This window comes from Streptomyces sp. NPDC048185 (assembly GCF_043202495.1).
Lineage (GTDB): Bacteria > Actinomycetota > Actinomycetes > Streptomycetales > Streptomycetaceae > Streptomyces.
Map to the genome: position 1 here is coordinate 62,763 of NZ_JBIDAN010000004.1, position 25,588 is coordinate 88,350.

Sequence of the window (25,588 nt, forward strand, 5' to 3'; positions counted from 1 at the left end):
CGAGGACCCGCGTTGCACACCACCCCCGCGCCCGAACCCGCCACCGCCTCCGTCCCCGGGCCCACGGGCCACACGGACCCGGACCGACCGCACCACCCCGTTCCCGCGCGTCCGCCGTCGGCGGAGCCGGAGCGCGCGGCCCTGCGCCGCTCCCGCCCGGACGACCCCGACCCGCACGGCACCGCCCGGGCCGCCGCGGTGGGGAACCTGCTGCGCTGCTGGACCCGCGAGGCCGGCCTGCCGGCGCCGGACGACGGCCTCCTGACCATTCCGCTGCCGGCCAGCGGCACCGCCCTGGTCGTCCCCGTCCCGTACTGGTCCCCGACAGGCATGCACCGCTTCGGACCCCCGCGCCTGACCGGTGCCCCCGCGTCCGCGCCGCCCGTGGACGCGGTGACGGTCGCCGCGCTCCTCGCGAGGGAGGCGGCCGGGGAAGCGGGGGCCCACGGCACCGACCTCGTCGCGCGCGTGGCCGACTCCGCTCGCCGCACCGCCGTCTTCCTCCAGGACCGCCGGCGACGTCCCGACGACGGCCCCGATTTCTTCCTCACCGCCGAACAGGCCCTCCTTCTCGGACACCCCCTCCATCCGACCCCGAAGAGCCGGGAGGGGCTCACCGACGCCGAGGCCCTTCGGTACTCACCCGAGCTGCGCGGTTCCTTCCCGCTGCACTGGCTGGCCGTCGCACCCTCCGTCCTGGCCACCGACTCGGCCTGGACCGAGCGCGGGCGCCCGGTCGCCGCGCCCGGACTCACCGCGCGCCTCGCCGGAACGGGCCTGGCGGTGCCGGACGGCCACGCCGCCCTGCCCCTGCACCCCTGGCAGTTCCGCGAGGTCCGGCACCGGCCCGGGACGCAGGCCCTGCTGGACGCCGGACTGCTGCGTGACCTCGGTCCCCACGGCGACCCGTGGCACCCCACGTCCTCCCTGCGTACCGTCCACCGCAGCGGCGCGCCCGCCATGCTCAAGCTGTCCCTGGCGCTGCACATCACCAACTCCCGCCGGGAGAACCTGCGCAAGGAGCTCCACCGCGGCGTCGAGGTCCACCGTCTGCTGCGCGCCGGCCTGTCCCGGCGCTGGCGGGCCGCTCACCCGGACTTCGACATCGTCCGCGACCCGGCCTGGATCGCCGTGGACGGACCGGACGGCGCGCCCGGGCAAGGGCTCGACGCCGTCATCCGGCACAACCCCTTCCGCCCTTCGGACGACGTCTCCTGCGTCGCGGCCCTCGTCGCGGCCCGCCCGCCCCGGACGGCCGACGGCGAGTGCGGGAGCGGCCCCGCCGCGCACTCCAGGCTCGGCGAGATCGTCACCCGTCTCGCCCGGCGCACCGGCCGCCCACGCGGCGCGGTCGCCGCCGAGTGGTTCCTGCGGTACCTCGAGCACGTCGTCCGCCCCGTGCTGTGGCTGGACGCGGAGGCCGGCATCGCCCTGGAGGCCCACCAGCAGAACACGCTGCTCCTGCTGGACGCCGACGGCTGGCCGGCCGGCGGCCGCTACCGCGACAACCAGGGCTACTACTTCCGCGAGTCCCGCCGCGCGGAACTGGACGCCAGGCTGCCGGGCATCGGCACCCGCAGCGACACGTTCGTCTCCGACGAGGTCACCGACGAGCGCTTCGCCTACTACCTGGCCATCAACAACGTGCTCGGCCTGGTCGGAGCGTTCGGCTCGCAGGGCCTCGCCGACGAACGGCTGCTGCTCTCCGCCTTCCGCCGCTTCCTCGGCCCGCTCGCCTCGTCACCGGCCCCGAGGCGCAGCGCGCTGCCCGCCCGGCTGCTCGACTCGCCCGTACTGCGTTGCAAGGCCAACCTGCTGACCCGCCTGCGCGGCCTCGACGAGCTCGTCGGCCCGGTCGACACCCAGTCCGTCTACGTCACGATCACCAACCCCCTGCACTCCTGAGCACCCGACGACAACGCCCGACCCCGCCTCCCGAAAGGAGCGACACCGTGGCTTCCACCGATGCGCGCACCGACGCCCCCACCGCCCCCGCCGACCGCGGCACCGACCCGGAGCCCGGCCCGGAAACAGAGACGGACACGGACGGGGACGACACCCTGGACCTGCACCTGCCCGAGGAGTTCGTCACCCTCTTCCGGGAACCGCCGGCCGGCGACCTCCCGGACTCGCGCACCGATGACGACCTGCTCGACCGTGTCGCCGGCTGGGGCCCGGCAGCCACGCCCGAGGGCCTGTTCCAGCTGGTGCCCGTCCACGTCGAACAGGACGCCGAGCTCATCGCCCGCTGGATGAACGACCCCGCCGTCGCCGCCTTCTGGGAGCTGACCGGGCCGCGGACCGTGACCGAGGACCACCTCCGGGCCCAGCTCGCCGGCGACGGACGGAGCGTCCCGTGCCTCGGCCTGCTGGAGGGGACGCCGATGAGCTACTGGGAGATCTACCGGGCCGACCTCGACCCGCTGGCCCGGTACTGTCCGGTCCGGCCCCACGACACGGGCATCCACCTCCTCATCGGCGACGGTGCCGACCGCGGGCGGGGTCTCGGCACCACCCTGATCAGGGCCGTGGCCGGCCTCGTCCTCGACAGGCGGCCCGGCTGCTCCCGCGTCCTCGCCGAACCCGACGTGCGCAACACCGTCTCCGTCGCGGCCTTCCTGTCCGCCGGGTTCCAGCTCACCGCCGAGGTCGACCTGCCCGCCAAACGAGCCGCCCTCATGGTCCGTGAGCGGTGCGCGCGAGAGCTGTCGTAGGGCCTGCACCACCCGTCCCGCCTGCCGAGGAGCCCACCCTTGCGTCCGCCGTCCCCGCGACCTCCGGCGTCCCCGCTCTCCGTCACCGTCACCCGTTTGTCAGTCCCGGGCCGTAGGGTGGTCGCGCTATGACGAAGCCCTCACTCCCCGAACTCCTGCACGCCGCCGTCACCGCCGTCGGCGGCACGGAGCGTCCCGGCCAGGTGGCCATGGCCGAAGCCGTCGCGGAAGCGATCGACGGCGGCTCCCATCTGCTGGTCCAGGCCGGCACCGGCACCGGCAAGTCGCTCGGGTACCTGGTGCCCGCACTCGCGCACGGGGAGCGCGTCGTCGTGGCCACCGCGACGCTGGCCCTGCAGCGCCAGCTGGTCGAGCGGGACCTGCCGCGCACGGTCGACGCCCTGCACCCCCAGCTGCGCCGCCGCCCGGAGTTCGCGATGCTCAAGGGCCGGTCGAACTACCTGTGCCTGCACCGGCTCCACGAGGGCGTTCCGCAGGACGAGGAAGAGGGCCTGTTCGACCAGTTCGAGGCCGCCGCTCCCACCAGCAAGCTGGGCCAGGACCTGCTGCGGATGCGGGACTGGGCGGACGAGACGGAGACGGGCGACCGCGACGACCTCACGCCCGGCGTCTCCGACCGGGCCTGGTCGCAGGTGTCGGTGTCCTCGCGGGAGTGCCTGGGCGCCTCGAAGTGCGCCTACGGCGCGGAGTGCTTCGCGGAGATGGCCCGGGAGCGCGCCAAGCTCTCCGAGGTCGTCGTCACCAACCACGCGCTGCTCGCGATCGACGCCATCGAGGGCGCGCCGGTGCTGCCGCAGCACGAGGTGCTGATCGTCGACGAGGCGCACGAGCTGGTCTCCCGGGTCACCGGGGTGGCCACCGGCGAGCTCACTCCGGGCCAGGTCAACCGCGCGGTCCGGCGGGCCGCGAAACTGGTGAACGAGAAGGCCGCCGACCAGCTGCAGACGGCCGCGGAGGGTTTCGAGCGGCTGATGGAGCTGGCCCTGCCGGGCCGGCTGGAGGAGATCCCGGAGGACCTCGGCTACGCGCTGATGGCGCTGCGCGACGCCTGCCGCACGGTGATCTCCGCGATCGGCACCACGCGGGACAAGTCCGTGCAGGACGAGGACGCGGTCCGCAAGCAGGCGCTGGCCTCGGTGGAGTCCGTCCACGACGTGGCGGAGCGGATCACGCACGGCTCGGAGTGGGACGTCGTCTGGTACGAGCGGCACGACCGCTTCGGTGCCTCGCTGCGCGTCGCCCCCATGTCCGTGTCGGGCCTGCTGCGCGAGAAGCTCTTCACCGACCGCTCCGTCGTGCTGACCTCCGCGACGCTGAAGCTGGGCGGCGACTTCAACGGTGTCGGCGCCTCCCTCGGCCTCGCTCCCGAGGGGACGGAGGGGGACGACGTGCCGCAGTGGAAGGGCGTCGACGTGGGTTCGCCCTTCGACTACCGCAAGCAGGGCATCCTGTACGTGGCCAAGCACCTGGCACGGCCCGCGCGGGACGGCGACCGCGGCGACATGCTCGACGAGCTGACGGAGCTGATCCAGGCGGCCGACGGCCGCACGCTGGGTCTGTTCTCCTCGATGCGGGCGGCCCAGCTGGCCGCCGAGGAGCTGCGTTCGCGCATCCCCGAGTACCCGATCCTCCTCCAGGGCGAGGAGACACTCGGCGAGCTGATCAAGAACTTCGCCGCCGATCCGCGGACCTGTCTGTTCGGCACGCTGTCCCTGTGGCAGGGCGTGGACGTCCCGGGTCCCAGCTGCCAGCTGGTCGTCATGGACAAGATCCCGTTCCCGCGCCCCGACGACCCGCTGATGAGCGCTCGGCAGAAGGCGGTCGAGGAGGCCGGCGGCAACGGCTTCATGGCGGTCGCCGCCACGCATGCCGCGCTGCTCATGGCTCAGGGTGCCGGCCGTCTCGTCCGGGCGTCGGGAGACCGCGGTGTCGTCGCCGTACTGGACCAGCGCCTGGCCACGGCCCGGTACGGGAGCTACCTGAAGGCTTCGCTGCCCGACTTCTGGTTCACCACGGACCGCAACCAGGTACGCAAGTCGCTGGCCGCCATCGACGCGGCGGCGCGCCAGTCGGAGGGCGACTGAGGAAGCCCGGACAGCGCAGGGCCCCGGAACCGGCGCAGAGGTTCCGGGGCCCGGTCGGGGCGGCGGGTCGCTGTCGTGCAGGATCCGCCCGGCGTGGCGCTCAGACGCGACGCAGTACGGCCACCACCTTGCCGAGGATGGTCGCGTCGTCACCGGGGATGGGCTCGTACGCCGAGTTGTGCGGGAGGAGCCAGACGTGCCCGTCCTCGCGCTTGAAGCGCTTGACGGTGGCCTCGCCGTCGAGCATCGCGGCCACGATGTCGCCGTTCTCGGCGACCGGCTGGCGGCGGACCGTGACCCAGTCGCCGTCACAGATGGCGGCCTCGATCATGGAGTCGCCGACGACCTTGAGGACGAAGAGCTCGCCGTCACCGACCAGCTGCCGCGGGAGGGGGAAGACGTCCTCCACGGACTCCTCGGCGAGGATGGGACCACCGGCCGCGATGCGCCCGACGAGCGGGACGTACGACGCGGCGGGCTTGCCGGCGGTGTCCGTGGGCTGCACGGAGGCGGCCTGGTCGGAACCGCGCACCTCGTAGGCGCGCGGGCGGTGCGGGTCGCGGCGCAGGAAGCCCTTGCGCTCCAGTGCCATCAGCTGGTGCGCGACGGAGGAGGTGCTGGAAAGGCCGACGGCCTGGCCGATCTCCCGCATCGACGGCGGGTAGCCGCGCCGCTGCACGGAGTCCCGGATGACTTCGATCACCCTGCGCTGGCGATCGGTCAGTCCGGAGCTGTCCGCCCGGATGCCGGGAGGTCGGCCCGGCAGGGAGCGCTTCGGCCCCTCGACTAGCGTGGCGTCGCTCATCGCATGCACCGGCTCAGGTCGGCCCTGGGGGCGGTCCTGGGCAGTGATGGCGGCACTGTCGGCGGTGGTGGTCACGTCGGCCCCTCTCGATGGTCTCCCTGCAGCACAACGGTAGTAGCTTTCGAAAGGTTGCGCCAAACACACGTTCGAGTGAAAAAACGCGAATCGACCGCCTGGAGAAGTGATCCGGGTGTATAGCTATCGCGGTGCCCGGCGGACAAAAGGGCTCATTGCTGTACTCTTCACCGCCGGGTGGCGACCTCGCTGGTTGTCGCCCCAGTCTGCCATCAGGTGTCCCGTTCGACGGGGACCGGTACCCATCTGTGCCGTAGCCCCACGGCCCCTCCCCGCGGCGCCCACCGTATCTCCGCATGCGCCGGCACGGTGCGGGCGTGCCCCGGCGTATCGCCGCACCTCGGGGGCATGTGGCCCTTTGTGCGCACGGCCGCGACACGCGTGCAGCGCGTGAATATATGAGCCAAGCCCCACATCTAGTGGTTGGATTGCGAGAGCAGCCCACAAGTTGTGTTCCCCCCGGTCTTCGCGCCCGCCGGGATCGCCTATGCTTGGGGCTGCTTCGAGGGGCCTGAAGGGCCTCGTGAGGCTATTTGAGTCTGCTGTGAGGAGGGTTGGGAGTTCATGCACTGCCCCTTCTGCAGGCACCCCGACAGCCGCGTGGTCGACAGTCGTACGACCGACGACGGCACGTCGATCCGCAGGCGCCGTCAGTGCCCCGACTGCTCCCGTCGCTTCACGACCGTGGAGACGTGCTCGCTCATGGTGGTGAAGCGGTCCGGGGTCACCGAGCCGTTCAGCCGTCTCAAGATCATCAATGGTGTGCGCAAGGCATGTCAGGGCCGGCCCGTCACCGAGGACGCGCTCGCCCAGCTCGGCCAGCGGGTCGAGGAGGCGGTGCGGGCCACCGGAAGCGCCGAGCTGACCACCCATGACGTGGGGCTGGCCATACTCGGCCCGTTGCAGGAGCTCGACCTCGTCGCCTATCTGCGGTTCGCCTCGGTCTACCGGGCGTTCGACTCGCTCGAGGACTTCGAGGCCGCGATCGCGGAGCTGAGGGAGGCGACGGGGCGTCCCGGCGAGGCCGGCGAGGCGGCCGGCGCGGGGAGCCAGGAAGACGACCGCGGGTCCACGGGGACGGCACAGGTCCCCGAGCCCGCAGGCGCCGCCGACTGACCGGCGGGCCGGATCCGGACCCGACGGTCCGGGCCCGGCCGGTCGGCGGCGAGTGAGAAAAGACCTGTTGCGGGCGGAGCCAGAGGTGCCCGCAACACCAGACAGAACACCGTGCCACGGGAACAATCGCGGCACTTCAGGGCGTTTTCGCCCGTACAGGGAGGCGGCATGACAGAGACGGCGAGCGGTCCGGCACGGAGCTCCCGCGCCAAGGGCACCAAGGCGGGCAAGGGACTCCGTGTCGAGCGCGTCCACACCACTCCCGGGGTCCACCCCTACGACGAGGTGGCCTGGGAGCGTCGTGACGTCGTCATGACCAACTGGCGCGACGGCTCGGTCAACTTCGAGCAGCGCGGCGTCGAGTTCCCCGACTTCTGGTCGGTGAACGCGGTCAACATCGTCACCAGCAAGTACTTCCGCGGTGCCGTCGGCACCCCGCAGCGCGAGACCGGCCTCAAGCAGCTGATCGACCGCATCGTGAAGACGTACCGGAAGGCCGGTGAGGACTACAAGTACTTCGCCTCGCCCGCCGACGCCGAGATCTTCGAGCACGAGCTGGCCTACGCCCTCCTGCACCAGATCTTCAGCTTCAACAGCCCGGTCTGGTTCAACGTCGGCACGCCCCAGCCGCAGCAGGTCTCCGCCTGCTTCATCCTGTCCGTCGACGACTCCATGGAGTCGATCCTCGACTGGTACAAGGAAGAGGGCATGATCTTCAAGGGCGGCTCCGGTGCCGGCCTGAACCTCTCCCGGATCCGTTCCTCCAAGGAGCTGCTCTCCTCCGGCGGCAACGCCTCCGGACCGGTCTCCTTCATGCGCGGCGCCGACGCCTCCGCCGGCACCATCAAGTCCGGTGGTGCCACCCGCCGCGCCGCCAAGATGGTCATCCTCGACGTCGACCACCCCGACATCGAGGGCTTCATCGAGACCAAGGTGAAGGAAGAGGAGAAGATCCGCGCCCTGCGCGACGCGGGCTTTGACATGGACCTGGGCGGCGACGACATCACGTCCGTCCAGTACCAGAACGCCAACAACTCGGTCCGTGTGAACGACACGTTCATGAAGGCCGTCGAGACGGGCGGCAAGTTCGGCCTGACGTCCCGCATGACCGGCGAGGTCATCGAGGAGGTCGACGCCAAGTCGCTCTTCCGCAAGATGGCCGAGGCCGCCTGGGCCTGCGCCGACCCCGGCATCCAGTACGACGACACCATCAACCAGTGGCACACGTGCCCGGAGTCCGGCCGTATCAACGGCTCGAACCCGTGCAGCGAGTACATGCACCTGGACAACACGTCCTGCAACCTCGCCTCGCTGAACCTGATGAAGTTCCTCAAGGACGACGGCCTGGGCAACCAGTCCTTCGACGTCGAGCGCTTCGCCAAGGTCGTCGAGCTGGTCATCACCGCGATGGACATCTCGATCTGCTTCGCGGACTTCCCGACGGAGAAGATCGGCGAGAACACCCGCGCCTTCCGCCAGCTCGGCATCGGCTACGCCAACCTGGGCGCCCTGCTCATGGCGACCGGCCACGCCTACGACTCGGACGGCGGCCGCGCCCTCGCCGGCGCGATCACCTCGCTGATGACGGGTACGTCGTACAAGCGCTCGGCTGAGCTCGCCGCGGTCGTCGGCCCGTACGACGGCTACGCCAAGAACGCCACGCCGCACCTGCGCGTCATGAAGCAGCACGCCGACGCCAACACCGCGGCCGTCCGCATGGACGACCTGGACACCCCGATCTGGGCCGCCGCCACGGAGGCCTGGCAGGACGTGATCCGCCTCGGCGAGAAGAACGGTTTCCGTAACTCGCAGGCGTCCGTCATCGCCCCGACCGGCACTATCGGTCTCGCGATGTCCTGCGACACCACCGGTCTCGAGCCCGACCTCGCCCTGGTCAAGTTCAAGAAGCTGGTCGGCGGCGGCTCGATGCAGATCGTCAACGGCACCGTCCCGCAGGCCCTGCGCCGCCTGGGCTACCAGGAGGAGCAGATCGAGGCGATCGTCGCCCACATCGCCGACCACGGCAATGTGATCGACGCCCCGGGTCTGAAGACCGAGCACTACGAGGTCTTCGACTGCGCCATGGGCGAGCGTTCCATCTCCGCGATGGGCCACGTCCGCATGATGGCCGCGATCCAGCCCTGGATCTCCGGCGCCCTCTCCAAGACCGTCAACCTGCCGGAGTCCGCGACGGTCGAGGACGTCGAGGAGGTCTACTTCGAGGCCTGGAAGATGGGCGTCAAGGCGCTCGCCATCTACCGCGACAACTGCAAGGTCGGCCAGCCGCTCTCGGCGAAGACCAAGTCGGCCAAGGACACGGAGAAGGCCGAGGTCACGGAGAAGGCCGAGGAGACGATCCGCGCCGCGGTCGAGAAGGTGGTCGAGTACCGCCCGGTCCGCAAGCGCCTCCCGAAGGGCCGTCCCGGCATCACCACCTCCTTCACGGTCGGCGGCGCCGAGGGCTACATGACCGCCAACTCCTACCCGGACGACGGTCTCGGCGAGGTCTTCCTGAAGATGTCCAAGCAGGGCTCGACTCTCGCGGGCATGATGGACGCCTTCTCCATCGCCGTCTCCGTCGGCCTCCAGTACGGCGTCCCGCTGGAGACGTACGTCTCGAAGTTCACCAACATGCGCTTCGAGCCGGCCGGCATGACGGACGACCCGGACGTGCGGATGGCGCAGTCGATCGTCGACTACATCTTCCGCCGCCTGGCGCTGGACTTCCTGCCCTTCGAGACCCGCTCCGCCCTCGGCATCCACTCCGCCGAGGAGCGCCAGCGGCACCTGGAGACCGGTTCGTACGAGCCGTCGGACGACGAGGTCGACGTCGAGGGCCTGGCCCAGTCGGCGCCGCGCGCCCAGGAGCTGAAGGCCGTCGCCACGCCGAAGGCCGAGGTCGAGGCGGCCAAGCCGGCCCCCAAGCAGGCGCACACCAGCGCCGAGCTGGTGGAGATGCAGCTGGGCATCCAGGCCGACGCCCCGCTCTGCTTCTCCTGCGGGACGAAGATGCAGCGGGCAGGTTCCTGCTACATCTGCGAGGGCTGCGGCTCGACCAGCGGCTGCAGCTGATCGGTAGGACCCCATGAGTGAGGGGCGCCGGCCCACGGCCGGCGCCCCTCCGCTCGTTCCACCGGGGTCAGGGCCTGCGGGCCGCGCCCATGGTGCCGGTGAAGGCCGCCGGGTCGCCCTCGAAGCCGTGGACACCGGCGCGGAACTCCCACGCCCCCGTCTCGTCCCGGACGAACTCCGCGACCGTCGCCGCGGTCGCCCCGGGAACCCCGGCGAAAGCGTCCTCGGCCAGCTCCGTGTATCCCTCCCGGATGCGCAGGCCCGGATTGGCCACGCCGGCGAAGGTCCGTTCCCCGGAGCGCTGCTGGATCACGACGCCGACGACCACGCGCGCGTACCGGGCGTCGAGCCGCTCCAGCTCCAGCGTCATGACCTCGTCGTACCCGAAGCCCTTGCCGTCCTGGCTGTCCCGGTTCAGATAGATGGTGCCGTCGGGCGAGCGGCTGTCGAAGTGCACCACGTACGAGGGGGCCCCGTACGGATCGTCCGCCGTATAGGTCCCGGCGACGAGATCCAGATCGGCGGGTGGCTGTCCCGCCGGACTCGGGTCCCAACGCAGCGCGACCTCGACCTTGCGGATCCCCTTGCTGAGGCCGTTCACAGACTTCCCCTTCCCCGGTCCTGCTTGCCCCGCCACCCCAACTGCCGAACGGTGTCGGCCGGTTGCCCATCCTGCCATGGGCCCGATGAGGGCGGCCGAAGAGCGGTCCGCCCGGAAGTGACCGGTGCCACGTTCCCTGGCCTTACCATGGCGCGGTGCTGGTCAAGTGGATGCGCTGCACCGTGGTCGACCGCCGCGGTTTCGAGCGTGGGCAGCGGAAGTGGGCGGGGCTTCCGGGGGAGCCGGGTTTCCGTGGGCAGGGGGGTGGCTGGAGCCGGGGGCGGCCGGACGTGGCCCACGTGTTCGCGTTCTGGGAGAGCAGGGCCTTCTACGACTCCTTCATGGCGCGCTCGCACGACCGCCTCGCCTCGGCCCAGGTCGGCACCTTCAAGGACGCCCAGGTCAGGCTCTTCGACCACCGGTTCGACGTGAAGACCGGCTTCGAACCCCGCTTCACCGACGCCGACCTGCTGCGGGTGGCGCTCTGCCGTGCTCACGAGGACCGGGCCGAGCACTACGTGCTGATGCAGGAGAAGGTCTGGAACCCCGCGATGGCCGGCTCGCCCGGCATGATCCGCGGGCTCTTCGGCGAGGCGCCCGGCAACGAGTACCTGGTGCTGTCGATGTGGCGGTCGGCCGCCGAACACGGCAAGTACCGCGCCGAGAGGGTCGAGCGGCTCGCCCTGCGCGCCCAGACGGAGGCCGACGTCGCGGCCCTCACGGGGGACATCGTGCAGCTGGAACCCTCCTGGACCGTGTGACCTGCGCCGTACGGGGCAGGTAGGAGTCTTCGGTTCCGGCTTCCACGATCTAGGGTTCTGGCATGGCACGACCACGGCGCATCGTTCTCGTCCGGCACGGCGAATCGGTCGGCAACCACGACGACTCCGTGTACGAGCGCGAACCCGACCACGCGCTCGCCCTGACCGAGCAGGGCTGGGCGGAGGCCGAGGAGACCGGCAAGACCCTGCGCGAGGTGTTCGGCCGCGAGCGCGTCAGCGTGTACGTCTCCCCCTACCGCCGCACGCACGAGACGCTGCGCGCCTTCCACCTCGACCCCGAGCTCATACGGATACGGGAGGAGCCCCGGCTGCGCGAGCAGGACTGGGGGAACTGGCAGGACCGCGAGGACGTGCGCCTGCAGAAGGCGTACCGCGACGCCTACGGCCACTTCTTCTACCGTTTCGCGCAGGGCGAGTCCGGCGCCGACGTCTACGACCGGGTCGGCGGCTTCCTGGAGAGCCTCTTCCGCAGCTTCGAGGCCCCCGACCACCCGCCGAACGTCCTCCTGGTCACGCACGGACTGGCGATGCGCCTGTTCTGCATGCGGTGGTTCCACTGGTCGGTCGCGGAGTTCGAATCGCTGTCGAACCCGGGCAACGGCGAGTTCCGGATGCTCGTCCTGGGCGACGACGGCAAGTACACCCTGGACCGGCCCTTCGAGCGGTGGCGGAAACCGGAACCGTACGGGATCACGGGATAAGGTGGCAGGGCGATGACCGCTCATTCCTCTCCTGACGGGCGCCTGGACAGGGCCCTGGCCAGCCTGCGCGGACTGTCGGTCGGGGACGCGCTGGGCTCACAGTTCTTCGTTCCCGCGAACTATCCGCTGCTCAAGCGCCGGGAGCTGCCGCCCGGGACCTGGCAGTGGACCGACGACACCGAGATGGCCGCCTCCGTGGTCACCGTCCTGGCCGCCCACCTCCGCATCGACCAGGACGCCCTGGCACGGTCCTTCGCGGAGCACCACGACTTCGACCGCGGCTACGGCCCGGCGGTCAACCGGCTGCTGCGGCTGGTCCGTGAGGGCGGTGACTGGCGCGAGCTCGCCGCCGCCCTCTTCAACGGCCAGGGGTCCTGGGGCAACGGTGCCGCGATGCGCATCGCGCCCCTGGGCGCCTGGTACGCGGACGATCCGGAGCAGGCGACCCACCAGGCCGAGATCTCGGCCTACCCCACGCATCAGCACCGCGAGGCGGTGGTCGGCGCCATGGCGGTCGCCGCCGCCGCGGCGCTGGCCGCGTCGGCCGACGGTCCGCCCCGGGCGCACGCGCTCCTCGACGGGGTGATCGCCCTCGTGCCGAAGAGCGCCGTCGGCGCCGGGCTGCGCCGAGCCCGCGACATGCTCGACTACGGCGACGCTGCCACCGTCGCCGCCGTACTGGGCTGCGGCAGGCGTACCACCGCCCACGACACGGTCCCCTTCGCGCTCTGGTCAGCCGCGCGGGCCCTCGGTGACTACGAGCACGCCTTCTGGACGACCGCCCAGGTCGGCGGGGACGTGGACACGACCTGCGCGATCGTGGGCGGGGTGATCGCCGCCTCCGGCCGGGCGGGCGCGCCGCCGGCCGAGTGGGTGGCCCGGACCGAGGCGCTGCCGAGCTGGACGGCCGGGGTGGACAGCGCCGCCGGGTGATGCGGCGGCCGCTGCCCCACCGGCCGGTGAGGCAGTGGCCGGCGGATGACGGTCGACGCCGGTCCGCCGGCGCCCCCGGGCCGGCCGGGCCCGGCCGTGCCGTCAGCCCATGCCGGGTCCGGCCGTACCGGAGAGAGCCTCCAGGTCGCTCTTGCGGACGCGGATCACCAGCCACGCCGTGGCCAGGGCGAGTACGGCCATGGCCGCGGCGGGGACGAAGGCCGCCGAGATGCCCTCGGCCAGCACCTCGTGCCCCCAGGGAGCGGGCAGCTGGTGGGTCCTGGCGAACTCCGCCTTCTGCTCGGGCGAGCTGTTGGCGAGGAAGTCCGGCAGCACCTTGGCCGCCTCGTCCTTGCTGGCCGTGCCGAACACGGTCGTCAGGATGGCCAGGCCGATCGATCCGCCCACCTGTTGCATCGCGTTGAGCAGCCCGGACGCCGCGCCGGCCTCGTGCTGGGCGACTCCGGAGACCGCGGTGAGCGTCAACGTCACGAAGTTCAGGCCCATGCCGAAGCCGAAGATCAGCATCGGGCCGAGCACGCCGCCCACGTAGGAGCTGTCGGAGCTGATGAGGGCCTGCCAGCCCAGTCCGAGCGCCGCGAGCGCCGAGCCCACGAGCATGAACGGTTTCGGTCCGAACACGGGCAGGAAGCGCTGCGACAGACCCGCACCGATCGCGATCACGACCGTGACCGGCAGGAAGGCGAGGCCGGCCTGGATCGGGGTGTAGCCCAGTACGTTCTGCACGAACAGCACGATGTAGAAGAACATGCCGAACATCGCCGCGGCCAGGCAGAGCATGATCACGTAGGTGCCGGACCGGTTGCGGTCGGCGAACATCTTCAGTGGAGTGATCGGCTCCTTGGCCCGCGACTCGATGAGCGTGAAGGCCAGCAGCAGTACCACGGCCGCCGCGAAGGACGCGATGGTGAGGGTGTCCCGCCAGCCCTCGTCCGCGGCGCGGATGAAGCCGTAGACGAGGGACGCCATGCCGGCCGTCGAGGTCACCGCCCCGGCGATGTCGAAGCGTCCGGAGTGCCGCTCGGACTCGCTGATGTAGACCGGGGTCAGCACGGCGATCAGGATGCCGATCGGCACGTTGACGAAGAGCACCCAGCGCCAGTCGAGCCACTCGGTGAGCATGCCGCCCGCCAGCAGGCCTATGGCGCCGCCGCCCGCCGAGACGGCCGCGAAGACGCCGAACGCCCGGTTGCGCTCCGGTCCTTCGGGAAAGGTGGTCGTGATGAGCGCCAGCGACGTGGGCGACGCGATCGCGCCTCCCATGCCCTGCAGGACGCGCGCCGCCAGCAACTGCCAGGGCTCCTGGGCGAAGCCGCCGAGCAGCGAGGCGAAGGTGAACAGCAGGATGCCGGTCATGAAGACGCGGCGCCGGCCGAGGATGTCACCGGCCCGGCCGCCGAGGAGCAGCAGTCCGCCGAAGGTGAGCGTGTAGGCACTGACCACCCATGTGAGGTCGGTGGTGCTGAACGCGAGTGCCTCTTGAATGTGCGGGAGCGCGATGTTCACAATCGTCGCGTCGAGTACCACCATGAGTTGGCAGGCCGCGATGACCGTCAGCGCGATGCCGGGGTGTCCCGCCCGGCGGGCAGCTCCCGGCTTCTGGTCTTTGATCAAGGAAGAAGAGGTCGTCACTATGTGTCCCCCACGAATGACTTAGTGAACGCCCGCGTTCACTGTTGCGTCAACGGTAGTGACTCCCCGACAGTGAACGCAAGCGTTCACTCGTGTCGTCGTCGCGTGTCCCGTCCCCCGTTGTGGGCGCGCGTCGCGTCTCCATCCCCCAAAACCGCTCCTTGCTTTCTGGAGACCCTCGAATGGTTGCTTCGCACTGGGCCGCCGCCGCCCGGACGCCCTCCCGCCGGCGCGGCGCGGTCCTCGAACGCGCGATCCTCGATGCCGCGCTGGAGCAGCTCGGCACCGTCGGATGGAACGGCCTGACGATGGAGGGGGTGGCCGCCGGTGCCCAGACGGGCAAGGCGGCGGTCTACCGCCGCTGGCCGTCCAAGGAGGACCTCGTCGCGGACGCCCTGCGGTCCGGACTGCCGAGCTACGACAGCGTGCCCGACCTCGGGAGCGTGCGTGACGATCTTCTGGCGCTGTGTCTGCGGGCTCGCGACGCGATGTTCTCGCGCCCCGGTTTCGCCCTGCGAGCGGTCATTCACGAATGCGACACGATGCAGGCGGAGCGCTTCCATGCCGTGATCCTCGAAGGGGTCATCGAGCCGACCATCAAGATGCTCCGTGAGGTCGTCACCCGTGGAATCGAGCGGGGGGAGGTGCGGGAGGGGGCCGCCGACGACTATGTCTTCGATGCCGTACCGGCGATGATGATGTACCGATCGAAAATTCGCGGAAGTGAATGGTCGGATCGGGAGATCGAGGAGATGATCGACCGGCTGATGGTGCCGCTGCTGCGGCCCGAAGGCGCCTGATCCTCTGCCGGGAAGGGTCCGGCGTCCTTCGGGGAACCGGGGTGTCGCGGGCGGTCCGGGGCGGCGTAGGCTAAGGGCGCCATGCCGTACGAACCACCTACTCACACCGTCGAGCGCTCTCTCCGCGCCACGACCGGAGCCAAGATCATCGCCGGTGTCGACGAGGTGGGGCGCGGAGCGTGGGCCGGTCCCGTCACCGTCTGCGCGGCGATCACCGGACTGCGCCGGCCCCCGGTGGGCCTCACCGACTCCAAGCTGCTCACCGTCAAGCGGCGGACCGAGCTCGCCGCGGAGCTGCGGGGCTGGGTGACCTCCTACGCCCTGGGGCACGCCTCCCCGGAGGAGATCGACGCTCTGGGGATGACCGCGGCGCTGCGACTGGCCGCGGTGCGTGCCCTGGAGACCCTGCCCGTCCGGCCCGACGCCGTCATCCTCGACGGCAAGCACGACTACCTCGGGGCGCCCTGGCAGGTCCGTACGGTGATCAAGGGGGACCAGTCGTGCGTGGCGGTCGCGGCGGCTTCGGTGCTCGCCAAGGTCCAGCGCGACAAAATGATGGCCGAACTGGGCATCGACCATGCAGACTTCGGTTTTGCGGACAACGCCGGGTATCCCTCGCCCGTGCACAAGGCCGCACTGGCGGAGCGGGGTCCCACCCCGTACCACCGGTTGTCGTGGGCGTATCTTGATGCGCTGCCCCGGTGGCGGCACCTCAAGAAGGTCCGCGCCTGGGTGGACGGAAACGTTCCGGAGATCGAGGGCCAGCTCGGCTTCGACTTCTGACGATTCCGCTCGCAGGCATGCGCCACCCGCCGACGCGAGCCGCACCAACGTTTGATAAAAATCAGCTCATGCCTCTCATTCCCGAGGAGCCTCAGATTCACGAGAAGGCCCAGGGTCCCCGCGCCACTCCGGCCAGCGGCCGCACCGCGCCGACCCCCCGCCCCGTACCCGGCCCCCGTCCCGCGGCTCCGCCGCGTCCCGGTCGTCCCGGCCCTCTGCGGCCGACGCCGCCGGCGCAGCGCACCTCGCGCGACGCGGCTCCGGTCAAGCCCGGACCCTCGCGTCCGGCCACTCCCGCCGCCACCCCGGCGGGCCCGCAGATCCAGCTGGTCCCGGCTTCTCCCGAGGGCGCGCTCGACGCGGCCGAGGAGGCCGTGGACCTGCTCCTGGACTCGGGCCGCACCCCTGGTGACGTGCTGGTGGTCACCACCGGGGAACCGCACCCGTGGGCCGCCCACGAACTGTCCTTCGGCGATGCCGCCTACTGGGCGCAGCACGACGCGGGCGACGACGTCTTCTACGCGGACGCCGCCGTCGCCGACCGTGCCGCGGCGCGTCCCGTGGTCGTCGTCGCGCTCAACGGCGGTCCCGAGGCCGCTGCCGTCACCGCACTGTCGGCGGCCCACTCCCGGGCGGGCGCCCTGTTGATCGTCTGCGGTGACCCGCAGCGCATCAACTCGGTGCTGGGCGCGAGCGCCTGAGCCGTCCGGTCACGGGCGCCGGGTCCCGGCGCGGAGCCCGGGCACGACACCGGTGACCGTCCTGCCGGTCCCCGCGCGGCGGCGGCATCGGCCTGTCCCGGCGGCCGACGCCGGCCGGGGCGCACCGCTGCCCGCCCGCGGTACGGGCGGGGCCCCGCCGCAGCACGGCCGGATGGATGCGCCGTTCAGCACGGGGTGCGGCTGTGCCGGGCTTACGCACGGGCGTTGCGACGCAACGGCGTGGTGATGCGCGGGCGTTGCGCTGCGTGCGCGTGGTGATGCCCGGGCGTCGGCGCCGTACCGCTGTCCGGGCCCATGGCGGCGTCGGGCGCACCGGGTTGGGTCAGGCCGGGGACGGGCGGAGCCCGGTCTCCCGTCGGGCACGGCTGCGGGGGTGCACCGAACCGGCGCGCCGAGCCGCCCCGTGGCTCAGCGGGCCGCCGCGCGTCGCAGTACGTCGGAGGCGACACCGCCGGTACGCGGCGGCGGAGGCGGTGCCTCCGACGTGGCGAACGGCTCAGGTACCGACACCGCGTTGGGCCGGCGGCCGCCGCGGCCCTCGCCGAGGACCTGCCATCCGTCACGGGTCAGCGTGATGTACGCCCCGCAGCGCAGCCCGTGCAGCGTGCAGGCGTCACGCAGTCCCCACATCCACGCACCGTCCTCCTCCGTCCAGCGCGCGTCGCCCTCACGGCAATAGAGCAGCACGGCGGTGCGCACCGGAGTGCGGCGCCGCAGATCGTGCGGGACGACCCGGCGGAGCTGCGCCAGCAGGGCGTTGCGGAACATCCATCCGTCCGCCGGTGCCCGGCGGCTGGTGAACGAGGCGCTCGCGCGCAGCCGTTCGTCCGGATCGAGCACGGCCACGATCGCGGTCGCCGGCTCCGGACGGTGTCGCGAGTGCAGTCCGCTGACGACCTCCCGCGGATTGCGCAGCAGCGGGATCCCGGCCGAGGCCCACTCCGCGGGTTCGAGCAGGCGGGCGGCGGAGGCGGTGGACGGCGACAAAGATGCCGCCGAGGACGAGGCGAATCCGAAGGTCACGTTCCTCCCTTCGGCTACGCGCCCACACTGCGGGCGGGATCGGATTCGGGGGAGCGCGCACCGCAGCGAAGCCCTGCCGGGACACGGACGAGCCGTGCGGGGAGCGGACTTCGATTCTTCCTGTCGAACTGGGATGCGGCAACGAGCAATTGGACCCGTCGACCGTTATCGGATGTTGCGCGTTCTATATCCCTACCCAGACAGGTGCCGGGCGACGCACGGGGGCGCACCGCCCCGAGCGACGGCCGGAGCCCCGGCCCCGGCCGTGCCGACGGCGGCGGGCGATCAGCCCTGCACGGCCAGGACCAGCGGCAACACACCCGGCGCGCCCGCACGGCGGAGCAGCCGGGCGGCGACCGCGAGGGTCCAGCCGGTCTCCGTGTAATCGTCCACGAGGAGAACCGGACCCTCCTGGCCGCTGAGCGCGTCGGCGAGGGCGGGGGGCACCGCCATGCCGTCGAGAGCCTTGAGCCGCTGCGCGCTGTTGCTGCGGGACACGGCCGGTGCTTCTCCCGTGTACTCGACCGAGCCGAGCAGCGGCAGCCGGCCCACCTCGGCGATGCGCGCACCGAGCGAACGGATCAGCTGCGGGCGCGAGCGCGAGGCGATCGTCACCACCCCGACGGGACGCGGCGGCGCGTCCGCGGCGCCGGAGGCCCAGCCGCCCGGCCCCTTCGCCCAGTCGGCCAGCACCGTCACGACGGCCTTCGCGACGTCGTCCGGGACCGGCCCGTCGGGAGCGTGCGCCCCCAGCATCGGACGCAGCCGGTTTCCCCAGCCGATGTCGGAAAGACGTCCCAACGCCCGCCCGGGTGACGCCTGTTCCCCGGCGGGAATACGGCCCTTGAGCTCGACGCCGATGGCCGGGAGGCCCGTCGGCCACATCCGGCGCGGCTCCACCTCGACGCCGGCCCGGCCGAGGTCGACCCGCGCGGCGTCCAGGGCGGTGCTGGAGGTGTCCGCAGTGAAGCGGGGGCCCGCGCAGTTGTCGCAGTGGCCACAGGGCTTCGCGCCCTCGTCGTCCAGCTGGCGCTGCAGGAACTCCATCCGGCAGTCCGTCGTCGACGCGTAGTCGCGCATCGCCTGCTGCTCGGCCCTGCGCTGCCGCGCGACCCAGTCGTACCGCTCGGCGTCGTACGTCCACGGCAGGCCGGTCGCGATCCAGCCGCCCTTGACCCGCTTCACCGCGCCGTCCACGTCGAGGACCTTGAGCATGGTCTCCAGGCGGGAGCGGCGCAGCTCCACCAGGGGCTCCAGGGCCGGCAGCGACAAGGGCCGCTCCGCGCGGGCGAGGACGTCGAGGGTCCGGCGCACCAGGTCCTCGGCCGGGAAGGCCAGCGAGGCGAAGTACTGCCAGATCGCCTCGTCCTCCTTGCCCGGCAGGAGGAGCACCTCGGCGTGATCGACACCGCGGCCGGCGCGGCCGACCTGCTGGTAGTAGGCGATGGGGGAGGACGGCGAGCCGAGGTGCACCACGAAACCCAGGTCCGGCTTGTCGAACCCCATGCCCAGCGCCGAGGTGGCGACGAGGGCCTTGACGCGGTTGGCGAGCAGGTCGTCCTCGGCCTGCTGCCGGTCGGCGTTCTCCGTCTTGCCCGTGTAGGAGGCGACGGTGTGGCCGCGCCGGCGGAGGAAGGCGGTGACCTCCTCGGCGGCGGCCACCGTGAGCGTGTAGATGATCCCGGAGCCCGGCAGCTCGTGGAGGTGGTCGGCGAGCCAGGCCATCCGGTGCGCCGCGTCGGACAGGCGCAGCACGCTCAGGCTGAGGCTCTCCCGGTCCAGCGGTCCGCGCAGCACCAGGGCGTCCGAGGTGCCCCCGGTGCCCAGCTGCTCCGCCACGTCCGCGGTCACGCGCGCGTTGGCGGTGGCGGTCGTCGCCAGGACCGGCACACCGGGCGGGAGGTCGGTGAGCATCGTGCGCAGCCGCCGGTAGTCGGGGCGGAAGTCGTGGCCCCAGTCGGAGATGCAGTGGGCCTCGTCCACCACGAGCAGCCCGGTGGCGGCGGCCAGCTCGGGCAGCACCTGATCGCGGAAGTCCGGATTGTTGAGCCGCTCGGGACTCACCAGCAGGACGTCCACCTCGCCCGCGGTGATCTCGTCCTGGACGGCACCCCACTCCTCGGTGTTGGAGGAGTTGATGGTCCGGGCACGGATACCGGCCCGGGCCGCTGCCTCGACCTGGTTGCGCATCAGCGCGAGCAGCGGGGAGACGATCACGGTGGGGCCGCTGCCCCGGTCCCGCAACAGCGCGGTGGCCACGAAGTACACCGCGGACTTGCCCCAGCCCGTGCGCTGGACGACCAGGGCCCGGCGCCGGTCCGCGACCAGCGCCTCGATCGCCCGCCACTGGTCCTCCCGCAGGCGGGCGGCGCCGGAGGGGTCCCCGACGAGACGGGCGAGGACCGCGTCGGCCGCTGTCCGGAGGTCCGCGTTGTTCGTGTGCTCCATGCGTTCCATACAACAGGACGGGACTGACATCCGGCGCCAGGGGCGGGCGGGACGGGGAGGGGGCTGCCCGTACGGGGGGACCGGCAGCCGAAGGTGGCGTGTCCCTGATCGAGGTTATCCACAGGGCGGAGCGGAGCGTCGTGATCCGCGAGATCGTCGGGCCATGACGAACCACAGCGAAACGACCGGATCCGCGGAGAACGGCGACATCACCGGGCCCGCCCCGGACCAGGCGGCACGGACCCGCGGCGACGGCCCCGGCGACGAACCCCAGGTCACCCTGCGCACCCCGGCCGAACTGGCGGACGCCCTTCCCTACCTGCTCGGCTACCGCCCCGAGGACAGCATCGTCCTGGTCGCCCTGCGCGACAGGGACGGTCGGGGCCGCTTCGGCGGCCGTGCCCGCCTCGGCATCCCCGCGAACGAGGAGGACTGGGCGGGCGCGGCCGGACAGCTGGTCCACGGCCTGGTGACCGGCAGCGAGCGCCGCGGTGTCCGCCCCGAGCAGATGGTCGCCTACCTCTGCCAGGAACCGTCCCCGGGCGAATCGGGCCGACAGGTCATGGAGCGCCTGCGGCCGCTGGCTCAGAGGCTGCGCGTCGAGTGCGGCACCCTCGACGTCCCGGTGGTCGAGGCGCTGTGCATCTCGGACGGCCGCTTCTGGTCGTACTGCTGCGACGACCGGACCTGCTGCCCCTCCGAGGGCGTCCCCATGGGTCTGCCGGGCACGTCCGTGCTGGCCGCGGCGGCCACCTACGCCGGTATCCAGGTGCGCGGCTCGCTGCGCGAGCTGCGGGCGAGGCTGCTTCCGTGGGAGCACTCCGCGGCACTCGAACAGCAGGCCGCCCTGGACTCCGCCGGCATGACGATCGTCTCCCGGCTCCTCGACGACGCCAGGCGCGCGGACGTGGCCGAGGAGACACTCGCCCTGGCCGAACGGGTCATGGGCCGTCTGGCCGACGCCCCTGCGGTGTCCGGCATGCCCGCGCAGGACCTGCGGGACGACCGGCTGCTCGGACACGACGAGGCCGCGGCCCTGATCCTCGGGCTGCAGGACCGTACGACCCGCGACCGTGCGGCGGCGTGGATGGAGGGTGACGAGGCCGGACCCGCGCTGCGCCTCTGGCGGGCACTGGCCCGGCGCTGCGTCGGACCGTACGGCGAACACGCCGCCGCGCCCCTCACCCTCGCCGGATGGGTCGCCTGGTCCTCCGGCGACGAACTGGAGGCACGGGAGGCCCTGGCGATGGCACTGGGGGCGGACCCGGACTACCTCTTCGCCAGGCTCCTGCACCAGGCCTGCAACGAAGGCCTCGACCCCGAGTCGGTCCGCCGCTGCCTGCGCGCCGAGCGGGCCGACAGCGGCCGAGCCGATACGGGCGTGCCGGACGGCAGCGGGCGAGCCGATACCGGCGTGCTGGACGACGGCGTGCTGGACGACGGCGTGCTGGACGACGGCGTGCCGGACGGTGGTGCGCCGGACGGCGAAGAGCGTGCCGACCGGCCGGTGCGTCGCGCGACGGCCGGGGCCCCGGCGGCGCCGGGGGCGCATCCCGCCCGTCGGCGCCGGACGCGTTCGGGGGCCCTGGCCGACGGGACAGCCCGCCGCCGGGCGAGGGTGCAGAGCCGCGAGCCGGGTGCGAACGTGGTACGTCCCCGCGGTCCGGCGGGCGGCGCACGCCCCGGCGGGACGCGGCCGGACCGGACGCGTCCTGGGTCCTCGGGCGAGGAGGCCACGGGCGGGCAGGGCACCCGACCGGGAGACACGTGCTCCGGGAGGCCCGGAAAGGGAGGTGAATAGGCGCGGCGGGACCGGATCGGGGGACGGCGCCGTCGAAACACCGATGGCCGACGGCCGGCGCTTCGACCTGGCGCGACGTGGCTCGCACGGTGCCGGGGCGCAGACGGCGGCAGGGACGCCGCGCCGGGGTGGATCAGCCGCCGAAGCGGCCGGTGAAGGGAGTGTTTATCGTCAGGCAGACGACTATGATCGCCGCATGTCCTACGACCCGTCAGCCTTCCCGCCCTTCGCCGTCACCGTGGACCTGGTCGTGCTGACCGTGCGGCGCCACTCCCTGTGCGCGCTGGCGGTGCGCCGCGGCGAACCGCCGTTCCAGGGGCGGTGGGCCCTGCCCGGCGGTTTCGTGCGGGCCGACGAGGACCTGGCGCAGGCGGCGGCGCGGGAACTGGCCGAGGAGACGGGGCTGCGCGTCCACGACCCCGCCGTGCCCGCCGAGGACAACGGCGCACACCTGGAGCAGCTCGCGACGTACGGCGACCCGAAACGGGACCCCCGGATGCGAGTGGTCAGTGTCGCGCATCTCGCGCTCGCCCCCGACCTGCCCGCGCCCCGGGCGGGCGGTGACGCCAGCAACGCGCGCTGGGCGCCGGTCGAGGAACTGCTGGAACAGAGCGGTTACGGCCATGACGGCGAGCCGGTGGCACCCCTCGCCTTCGACCACGCGCAGATCCTGGCGGACGGGGTGGAACGGGCCCGCTCCAAGATCGAGTACTCGTCGCTGGCCACCGCCTTCTGCCCGCCCGAGTTCACCGTCGGCGAGTTGCGCCGCGTCTACGAGGCGGTGTGGAGCGTGGCCCTCGACCCGCGGAACTTCCACCGCAAGGTGACGGGCACGCCGGGCTTCCTCGTCCCGACCGGCGGCACCACCACCCGCCAGGGCGGCCGTCCGGCGCAGCTCTTCCGAGCCGGCGGCGCGACCCTCCTCAATCCGCCGATGCTGCGCCCCGAGGTGTGACACCGAAGCCCGGACGGGCCTGGTGCGAACGACGAGGGGCAGTCGGCATGACCGAACCCTTTACACCCGAAAAGCCGCACGATGCCCGAAAAAAGGAGTATTGCGCGCTATCTTGCTGCGAGTGATCCAGGTCTTCGGATTGACCAGCAACCCCCGCAAGGAGCATCCGCCCGCCGTCGACGACGTCTCCTTCGAGACCCGCGCGGGCCGCGTCACCGCACTGCTCGGAGCCCCGGGCGCGGGCAAGACGACGACGCTCAGACTCATGCTCGGACTGCAACGCGGCCGTGGCATCACCTACTTCAGGGGCCGCCCCCTGCACCGCATCGCCCACCCCTCGCGCGAAGTCGGGGTGCTGCTGGGCGATGTGCCCGGGCACCCGGCCCGCACCGTCCGCGGCCATCTGCGGATGCTCTGCGCGGCCGCCGGTGTTCCCGGCCGGCGTGCGGACGACGTTCTGGAGTCCGTGGGCCTCGTGAGTCTGCGCGACGAACGCCTCGGCACCCTGGCGCGCGGTATGGACCGGCGCCTCGGGCTGGCCTGCGCACTGCTGGCCGATCCGCACACCCTGGTGCTCGACGACCCGGCCGGCGCGCTCTCCGCCGGTGAGGCCCGCTGGCTGCACGGCGCCCTGCGCGCCCACGCGGCGCAGGGCGGCACCGTCCTGTTCAGCACGTCCGACCCCAAGGAAGCGGCGCGTGCCGCCGACCACGTCGTCACGCTGGAACGGGGGAGAGTCGTCGCCGACCAGGAGGCCGCGGACTTCTCCCGGACCCGCCTGCGCCCCCGCGTCGCCGTGCGCAGCCCGCACGCGGCCCGTCTCGCCGCTCTGCTGGTCAAGGAGGCGCGCACCGGCCGCCGTTCCGTCGAGGTCGTGCAGGAGAGCGGCAACCGCCTGGCCGTGTACGGCAGTACGTGCGCCGACATCGGCGACACGGCCTTCCGTCACGGCATCCTCGTGCACCAACTGGCCGACGAGGTCGGCGACATGGGGCCAGGTGCGAGTACGGCGCCCCTGGGGCGCTCGGCTCCGGTCCGCCGGCACCGGGCCATCGAGAGCCACCCGTCACCGGCCCCCCGGCAGCCGACCGGCACGGGCTCTTCCGGCCCGGGAGCGGAGTCTCCCACCACCGGAGCGGGCCCTTCCACCACTGGGGCGGGCCCTTCGGTCACGGGAGCGAGTTCTTCCGTCACCGGGGCGGGTCATTCGGACGCCGGTACCGCCGGTACCGATGCGTCGGTCGCCGGCACGGCCTCCTCGGCCTCCGCCGCGGCGTCCTCGGCCGCCGGCGCCGTCCCCTCAGCTCCGGACACCTCCCTCTCGCCCGCCGGCCTGCGCCATGTGCCCGCCGAGGTGCCGGGGACGGCCGGCCCCTACCGGATCCCCAGCCCGGCCGGCGCTCAGCGGTCCGCCGGGCCCAGGTCCGCCGCTGCCGCCCCCGACGAGCCCGGGCAGGCGGCGGCGGACGAGGCGGTGTCCCCGGCGGTTCGAGCGACCCCTTCGGCCCCCGAGGCGTCCGCGCCGGGCGACGCCCCCCGAGCCGAGGGCGAGGACGAAACGGCAACCGAGGCGGCCACCCCGGCGTCGCACGATTCCCGCCCCGCGTCCCCACGACCTGCCCCACGAGGCGCGCCGCACCCGGGCGCCGCGCTCACCTCCGGCGCACCGGCCTCCGGCCGTGCCCTGTCCCCCCTCCCACCGCCCATCTCCGTCCGCTCCGCGCCGAGCCCCCTCCGCCCGCTCAGGTACGAACTGCGCCGCGCGACCGGCATCGGCACCGGATTCCTCACCGGGGCGGCCGTCCTGCTCGTGTCCGCCGTCACCGCCGTGCTCCTCGCCCGCATCGGACACACCCCGCAGCCGCGCCTGCTGGCAGCCTGGCCGCGGGAGCTGCCGCTGCCGCCCGCCGCGCTCGGCGCGGGACTGCTCGGCGCGCTGGCCTTCGGCGACGAGTTCCGTCATCCCGCCCTGGCGGCGGACCGCGGCACCGTGCCCCGTCGGCTGGGGCTGCTGACCGCCAAACTCGTCGTCTCCGCGGCCACCGCGATCATGCTGGCGGTCCTCACGGTGGGCTGCGACGCGGAGGTGCTCCACCTGTTCTACGGGCCGGAGCTGACACGGGTCCCCGCCGACTGGCCCGCGCTGGGCACCGGTTGGCTCGGGCTCTGCGTCGGATGCGCCTGGTCCGGGGTGCTGGCCGCGGGAATCTTCCGCTCCACTTCGGCCGGGCTCGCCGCGGTGGTCGCCGTTCCCGTCCTCGTCGTTCCCCTCGTACAAAGGGTCTGGCAGGGCCAGTCCGTGCGGACCGCGGCCGGCCTTCCGATGCGGCTGCGGGAGGCGCTCCTGACGCAGTGGCCGTTCGGCGGGCAGCGTTACCTCGGAGAGATCCTTCGGGTCCTCGCTCAACCCGTGGGCAGCGCAATGACGTTGTCACTGACCGCTCTGCTCTGCGCGTATCTGCTCATGACCCTGCGCGGCAGGACCCGCTGACAGCCCGC

19 protein-coding genes are annotated in these 25,588 nt (G+C 72.4%); 14 read left to right on the top strand and 5 right to left on the bottom strand.

The features are described 5' to 3' along the window. Nucleotides 1-12: 12 nt before the first annotated feature. The 3 genes from ACGF3H_RS13955 (at nt 13) to ACGF3H_RS13965 (ending at nt 4,819) form a co-directional block, all read left to right on the top strand. Entirely contained in the window at nt 13-1,905 is a 1,893-nt protein-coding gene (locus ACGF3H_RS13955; RefSeq protein ID WP_393816485.1) for an IucA/IucC family protein, read from the top strand. 47 nt (nt 1,906-1,952) lie between these two features. Beyond that, nucleotides 1,953-2,714 (top strand): GNAT family N-acetyltransferase, encoded by a 762-nt coding sequence (locus ACGF3H_RS13960; protein WP_362490645.1) that lies wholly within the window; start codon nt 1,953-1,955, stop codon nt 2,712-2,714. Between the two features lie 128 nt (nt 2,715-2,842). Next, a complete protein-coding gene (locus ACGF3H_RS13965; protein ID WP_362490648.1) occupies nt 2,843-4,819 on the top strand; it encodes an ATP-dependent DNA helicase in 1,977 nt (658 codons plus the stop codon). Nucleotides 4,820-4,919: 100 nt separating this feature from the next. On the opposite strand, the gene lexA is transcribed toward ACGF3H_RS13965, so the two are convergent. Beyond that, nucleotides 4,920-5,699 carry a transcriptional repressor LexA gene (lexA, locus tag ACGF3H_RS13970; protein WP_362490651.1) on the bottom strand — a complete coding sequence of 260 codons (780 nt, stop codon included), beginning with the start codon at nt 5,697-5,699 and terminating at the stop codon, nt 4,920-4,922. Nucleotides 5,700-6,263: 564 nt separating this feature from the next. Between lexA and nrdR the strand changes: the two genes are divergently transcribed. Continuing rightward, nucleotides 6,264-6,815, top strand: coding sequence for a transcriptional regulator NrdR (gene nrdR / locus ACGF3H_RS13975; protein ID WP_362490654.1), 552 nt, complete (start codon nt 6,264-6,266; stop codon nt 6,813-6,815). A gap of 168 nt (nt 6,816-6,983) precedes the next feature. After that, a complete protein-coding gene (locus tag ACGF3H_RS13980; RefSeq protein WP_362490657.1) occupies nt 6,984-9,887 on the top strand; it encodes a vitamin B12-dependent ribonucleotide reductase in 2,904 nt (967 codons plus the stop codon). Between the two features lie 67 nt (nt 9,888-9,954). Here the strand turns inward: ACGF3H_RS13980 and ACGF3H_RS13985 are convergent, their stop codons facing one another. After that, nucleotides 9,955-10,488: a TerD family protein gene (locus ACGF3H_RS13985; protein WP_362490660.1), complete on the bottom strand. Its 534-nt coding sequence runs from the start codon at nt 10,486-10,488 to the stop codon at nt 9,955-9,957. A gap of 155 nt (nt 10,489-10,643) precedes the next feature. Between ACGF3H_RS13985 and ACGF3H_RS13990 the strand changes: the two genes are divergently transcribed. The 3 genes from ACGF3H_RS13990 to ACGF3H_RS14000 all read left to right on the top strand — a co-directional run bounded on the left by ACGF3H_RS13990 (nt 10,644) and on the right by ACGF3H_RS14000 (nt 12,904). Then, on the top strand, nt 10,644-11,249 hold the full coding sequence (locus tag ACGF3H_RS13990; RefSeq protein WP_362490663.1) for a YdbC family protein: 606 nt from the start codon (nt 10,644-10,646) through the stop codon (nt 11,247-11,249). Between the two features lie 62 nt (nt 11,250-11,311). Beyond that, nucleotides 11,312-11,971, top strand: coding sequence for a histidine phosphatase family protein (locus ACGF3H_RS13995; RefSeq protein WP_362490666.1), 660 nt, complete (start codon nt 11,312-11,314; stop codon nt 11,969-11,971). Between the two features lie 12 nt (nt 11,972-11,983). Continuing rightward, nucleotides 11,984-12,904 carry an ADP-ribosylglycohydrolase family protein gene (locus ACGF3H_RS14000; RefSeq protein ID WP_362490669.1) on the top strand — a complete coding sequence of 307 codons (921 nt, stop codon included), beginning with the start codon at nt 11,984-11,986 and terminating at the stop codon, nt 12,902-12,904. A 102-nt stretch (nt 12,905-13,006) separates the two neighbouring features. On the opposite strand, the gene ACGF3H_RS14005 is transcribed toward ACGF3H_RS14000, so the two are convergent. Beyond that, a complete protein-coding gene (locus tag ACGF3H_RS14005) occupies nt 13,007-14,539 on the bottom strand; it encodes an MFS transporter (protein ID WP_362490672.1) in 1,533 nt (510 codons plus the stop codon). A gap of 200 nt (nt 14,540-14,739) precedes the next feature. Between ACGF3H_RS14005 and ACGF3H_RS14010 the strand changes: the two genes are divergently transcribed. The 3 genes from ACGF3H_RS14010 (at nt 14,740) to ACGF3H_RS14020 (ending at nt 16,841) form a co-directional block, all read left to right on the top strand. Continuing rightward, nucleotides 14,740-15,357 (top strand): TetR/AcrR family transcriptional regulator, encoded by a 618-nt coding sequence (locus ACGF3H_RS14010; protein ID WP_362490675.1) that lies wholly within the window; start codon nt 14,740-14,742, stop codon nt 15,355-15,357. Between the two features lie 81 nt (nt 15,358-15,438). Beyond that, on the top strand, nt 15,439-16,140 hold the full coding sequence (locus ACGF3H_RS14015) for a ribonuclease HII (protein ID WP_362490678.1): 702 nt from the start codon (nt 15,439-15,441) through the stop codon (nt 16,138-16,140). A gap of 68 nt (nt 16,141-16,208) precedes the next feature. After that, nucleotides 16,209-16,841, top strand: a complete 633-nt coding sequence (locus ACGF3H_RS14020; protein WP_362490681.1) for a hypothetical protein — start codon at nt 16,209-16,211, stop codon at nt 16,839-16,841. A 429-nt stretch (nt 16,842-17,270) separates the two neighbouring features. On the opposite strand, the gene ACGF3H_RS14025 is transcribed toward ACGF3H_RS14020, so the two are convergent. Together ACGF3H_RS14025 and ACGF3H_RS14030 are read right to left on the bottom strand one after the other, a co-directional pair. After that, nucleotides 17,271-17,885: a hypothetical protein gene (locus ACGF3H_RS14025; RefSeq protein WP_362490683.1), complete on the bottom strand. Its 615-nt coding sequence runs from the start codon at nt 17,883-17,885 to the stop codon at nt 17,271-17,273. Between the two features lie 285 nt (nt 17,886-18,170). After that, complete coding sequence (locus ACGF3H_RS14030) at nt 18,171-20,333, bottom strand: RecQ family ATP-dependent DNA helicase (RefSeq protein WP_362490686.1); 2,163 nt, start codon at nt 20,331-20,333, stop codon at nt 18,171-18,173. Between the two features lie 163 nt (nt 20,334-20,496). On the opposite strand from ACGF3H_RS14030, the gene ACGF3H_RS14035 reads away from it, so the two are divergent. The 3 genes from ACGF3H_RS14035 to ACGF3H_RS14045 all read left to right on the top strand — a co-directional run bounded on the left by ACGF3H_RS14035 (nt 20,497) and on the right by ACGF3H_RS14045 (nt 25,580). Further along, complete coding sequence (locus ACGF3H_RS14035; protein ID WP_362490689.1) at nt 20,497-22,134, top strand: DUF4192 domain-containing protein; 1,638 nt, start codon at nt 20,497-20,499, stop codon at nt 22,132-22,134. A 196-nt stretch (nt 22,135-22,330) separates the two neighbouring features. After that, nucleotides 22,331-23,089, top strand: coding sequence for an NUDIX hydrolase (locus ACGF3H_RS14040; RefSeq protein WP_362490692.1), 759 nt, complete (start codon nt 22,331-22,333; stop codon nt 23,087-23,089). Between the two features lie 121 nt (nt 23,090-23,210). After that, nucleotides 23,211-25,580, top strand: coding sequence for an ATP-binding cassette domain-containing protein (locus ACGF3H_RS14045; RefSeq protein WP_362490928.1), 2,370 nt, complete (start codon nt 23,211-23,213; stop codon nt 25,578-25,580). Nucleotides 25,581-25,588 lie beyond the last annotated feature (8 nt).

Coding starts and splice junctions, on each gene's coding strand:
- ACGF3H_RS13965 (WP_362490648.1), top strand. CDS start 2,843: ATGACGAAGCCCTCACTCCCCGAACTCCTGCACGCCGCCGTCACCGCC.
- nrdR (WP_362490654.1), top strand. CDS start 6,264: ATGCACTGCCCCTTCTGCAGGCACCCCGACAGCCGCGTGGTCGACAGT.
- ACGF3H_RS13980 (WP_362490657.1), top strand. CDS start 6,984: ATGACAGAGACGGCGAGCGGTCCGGCACGGAGCTCCCGCGCCAAGGGC.
- ACGF3H_RS13995 (WP_362490666.1), top strand. CDS start 11,312: ATGGCACGACCACGGCGCATCGTTCTCGTCCGGCACGGCGAATCGGTC.
- ACGF3H_RS14000 (WP_362490669.1), top strand. CDS start 11,984: ATGACCGCTCATTCCTCTCCTGACGGGCGCCTGGACAGGGCCCTGGCC.
- ACGF3H_RS14010 (WP_362490675.1), top strand. CDS start 14,740: ATGGTTGCTTCGCACTGGGCCGCCGCCGCCCGGACGCCCTCCCGCCGG.
- ACGF3H_RS14015 (WP_362490678.1), top strand. CDS start 15,439: ATGCCGTACGAACCACCTACTCACACCGTCGAGCGCTCTCTCCGCGCC.
- ACGF3H_RS14020 (WP_362490681.1), top strand. CDS start 16,209: ATGCCTCTCATTCCCGAGGAGCCTCAGATTCACGAGAAGGCCCAGGGT.
- ACGF3H_RS14030 (WP_362490686.1), bottom strand. CDS start 20,333: ATGGAGCACACGAACAACGCGGACCTCCGGACAGCGGCCGACGCGGTC.
- ACGF3H_RS14035 (WP_362490689.1), top strand. CDS start 20,497: ATGACGAACCACAGCGAAACGACCGGATCCGCGGAGAACGGCGACATC.
- ACGF3H_RS14040 (WP_362490692.1), top strand. CDS start 22,331: ATGTCCTACGACCCGTCAGCCTTCCCGCCCTTCGCCGTCACCGTGGAC.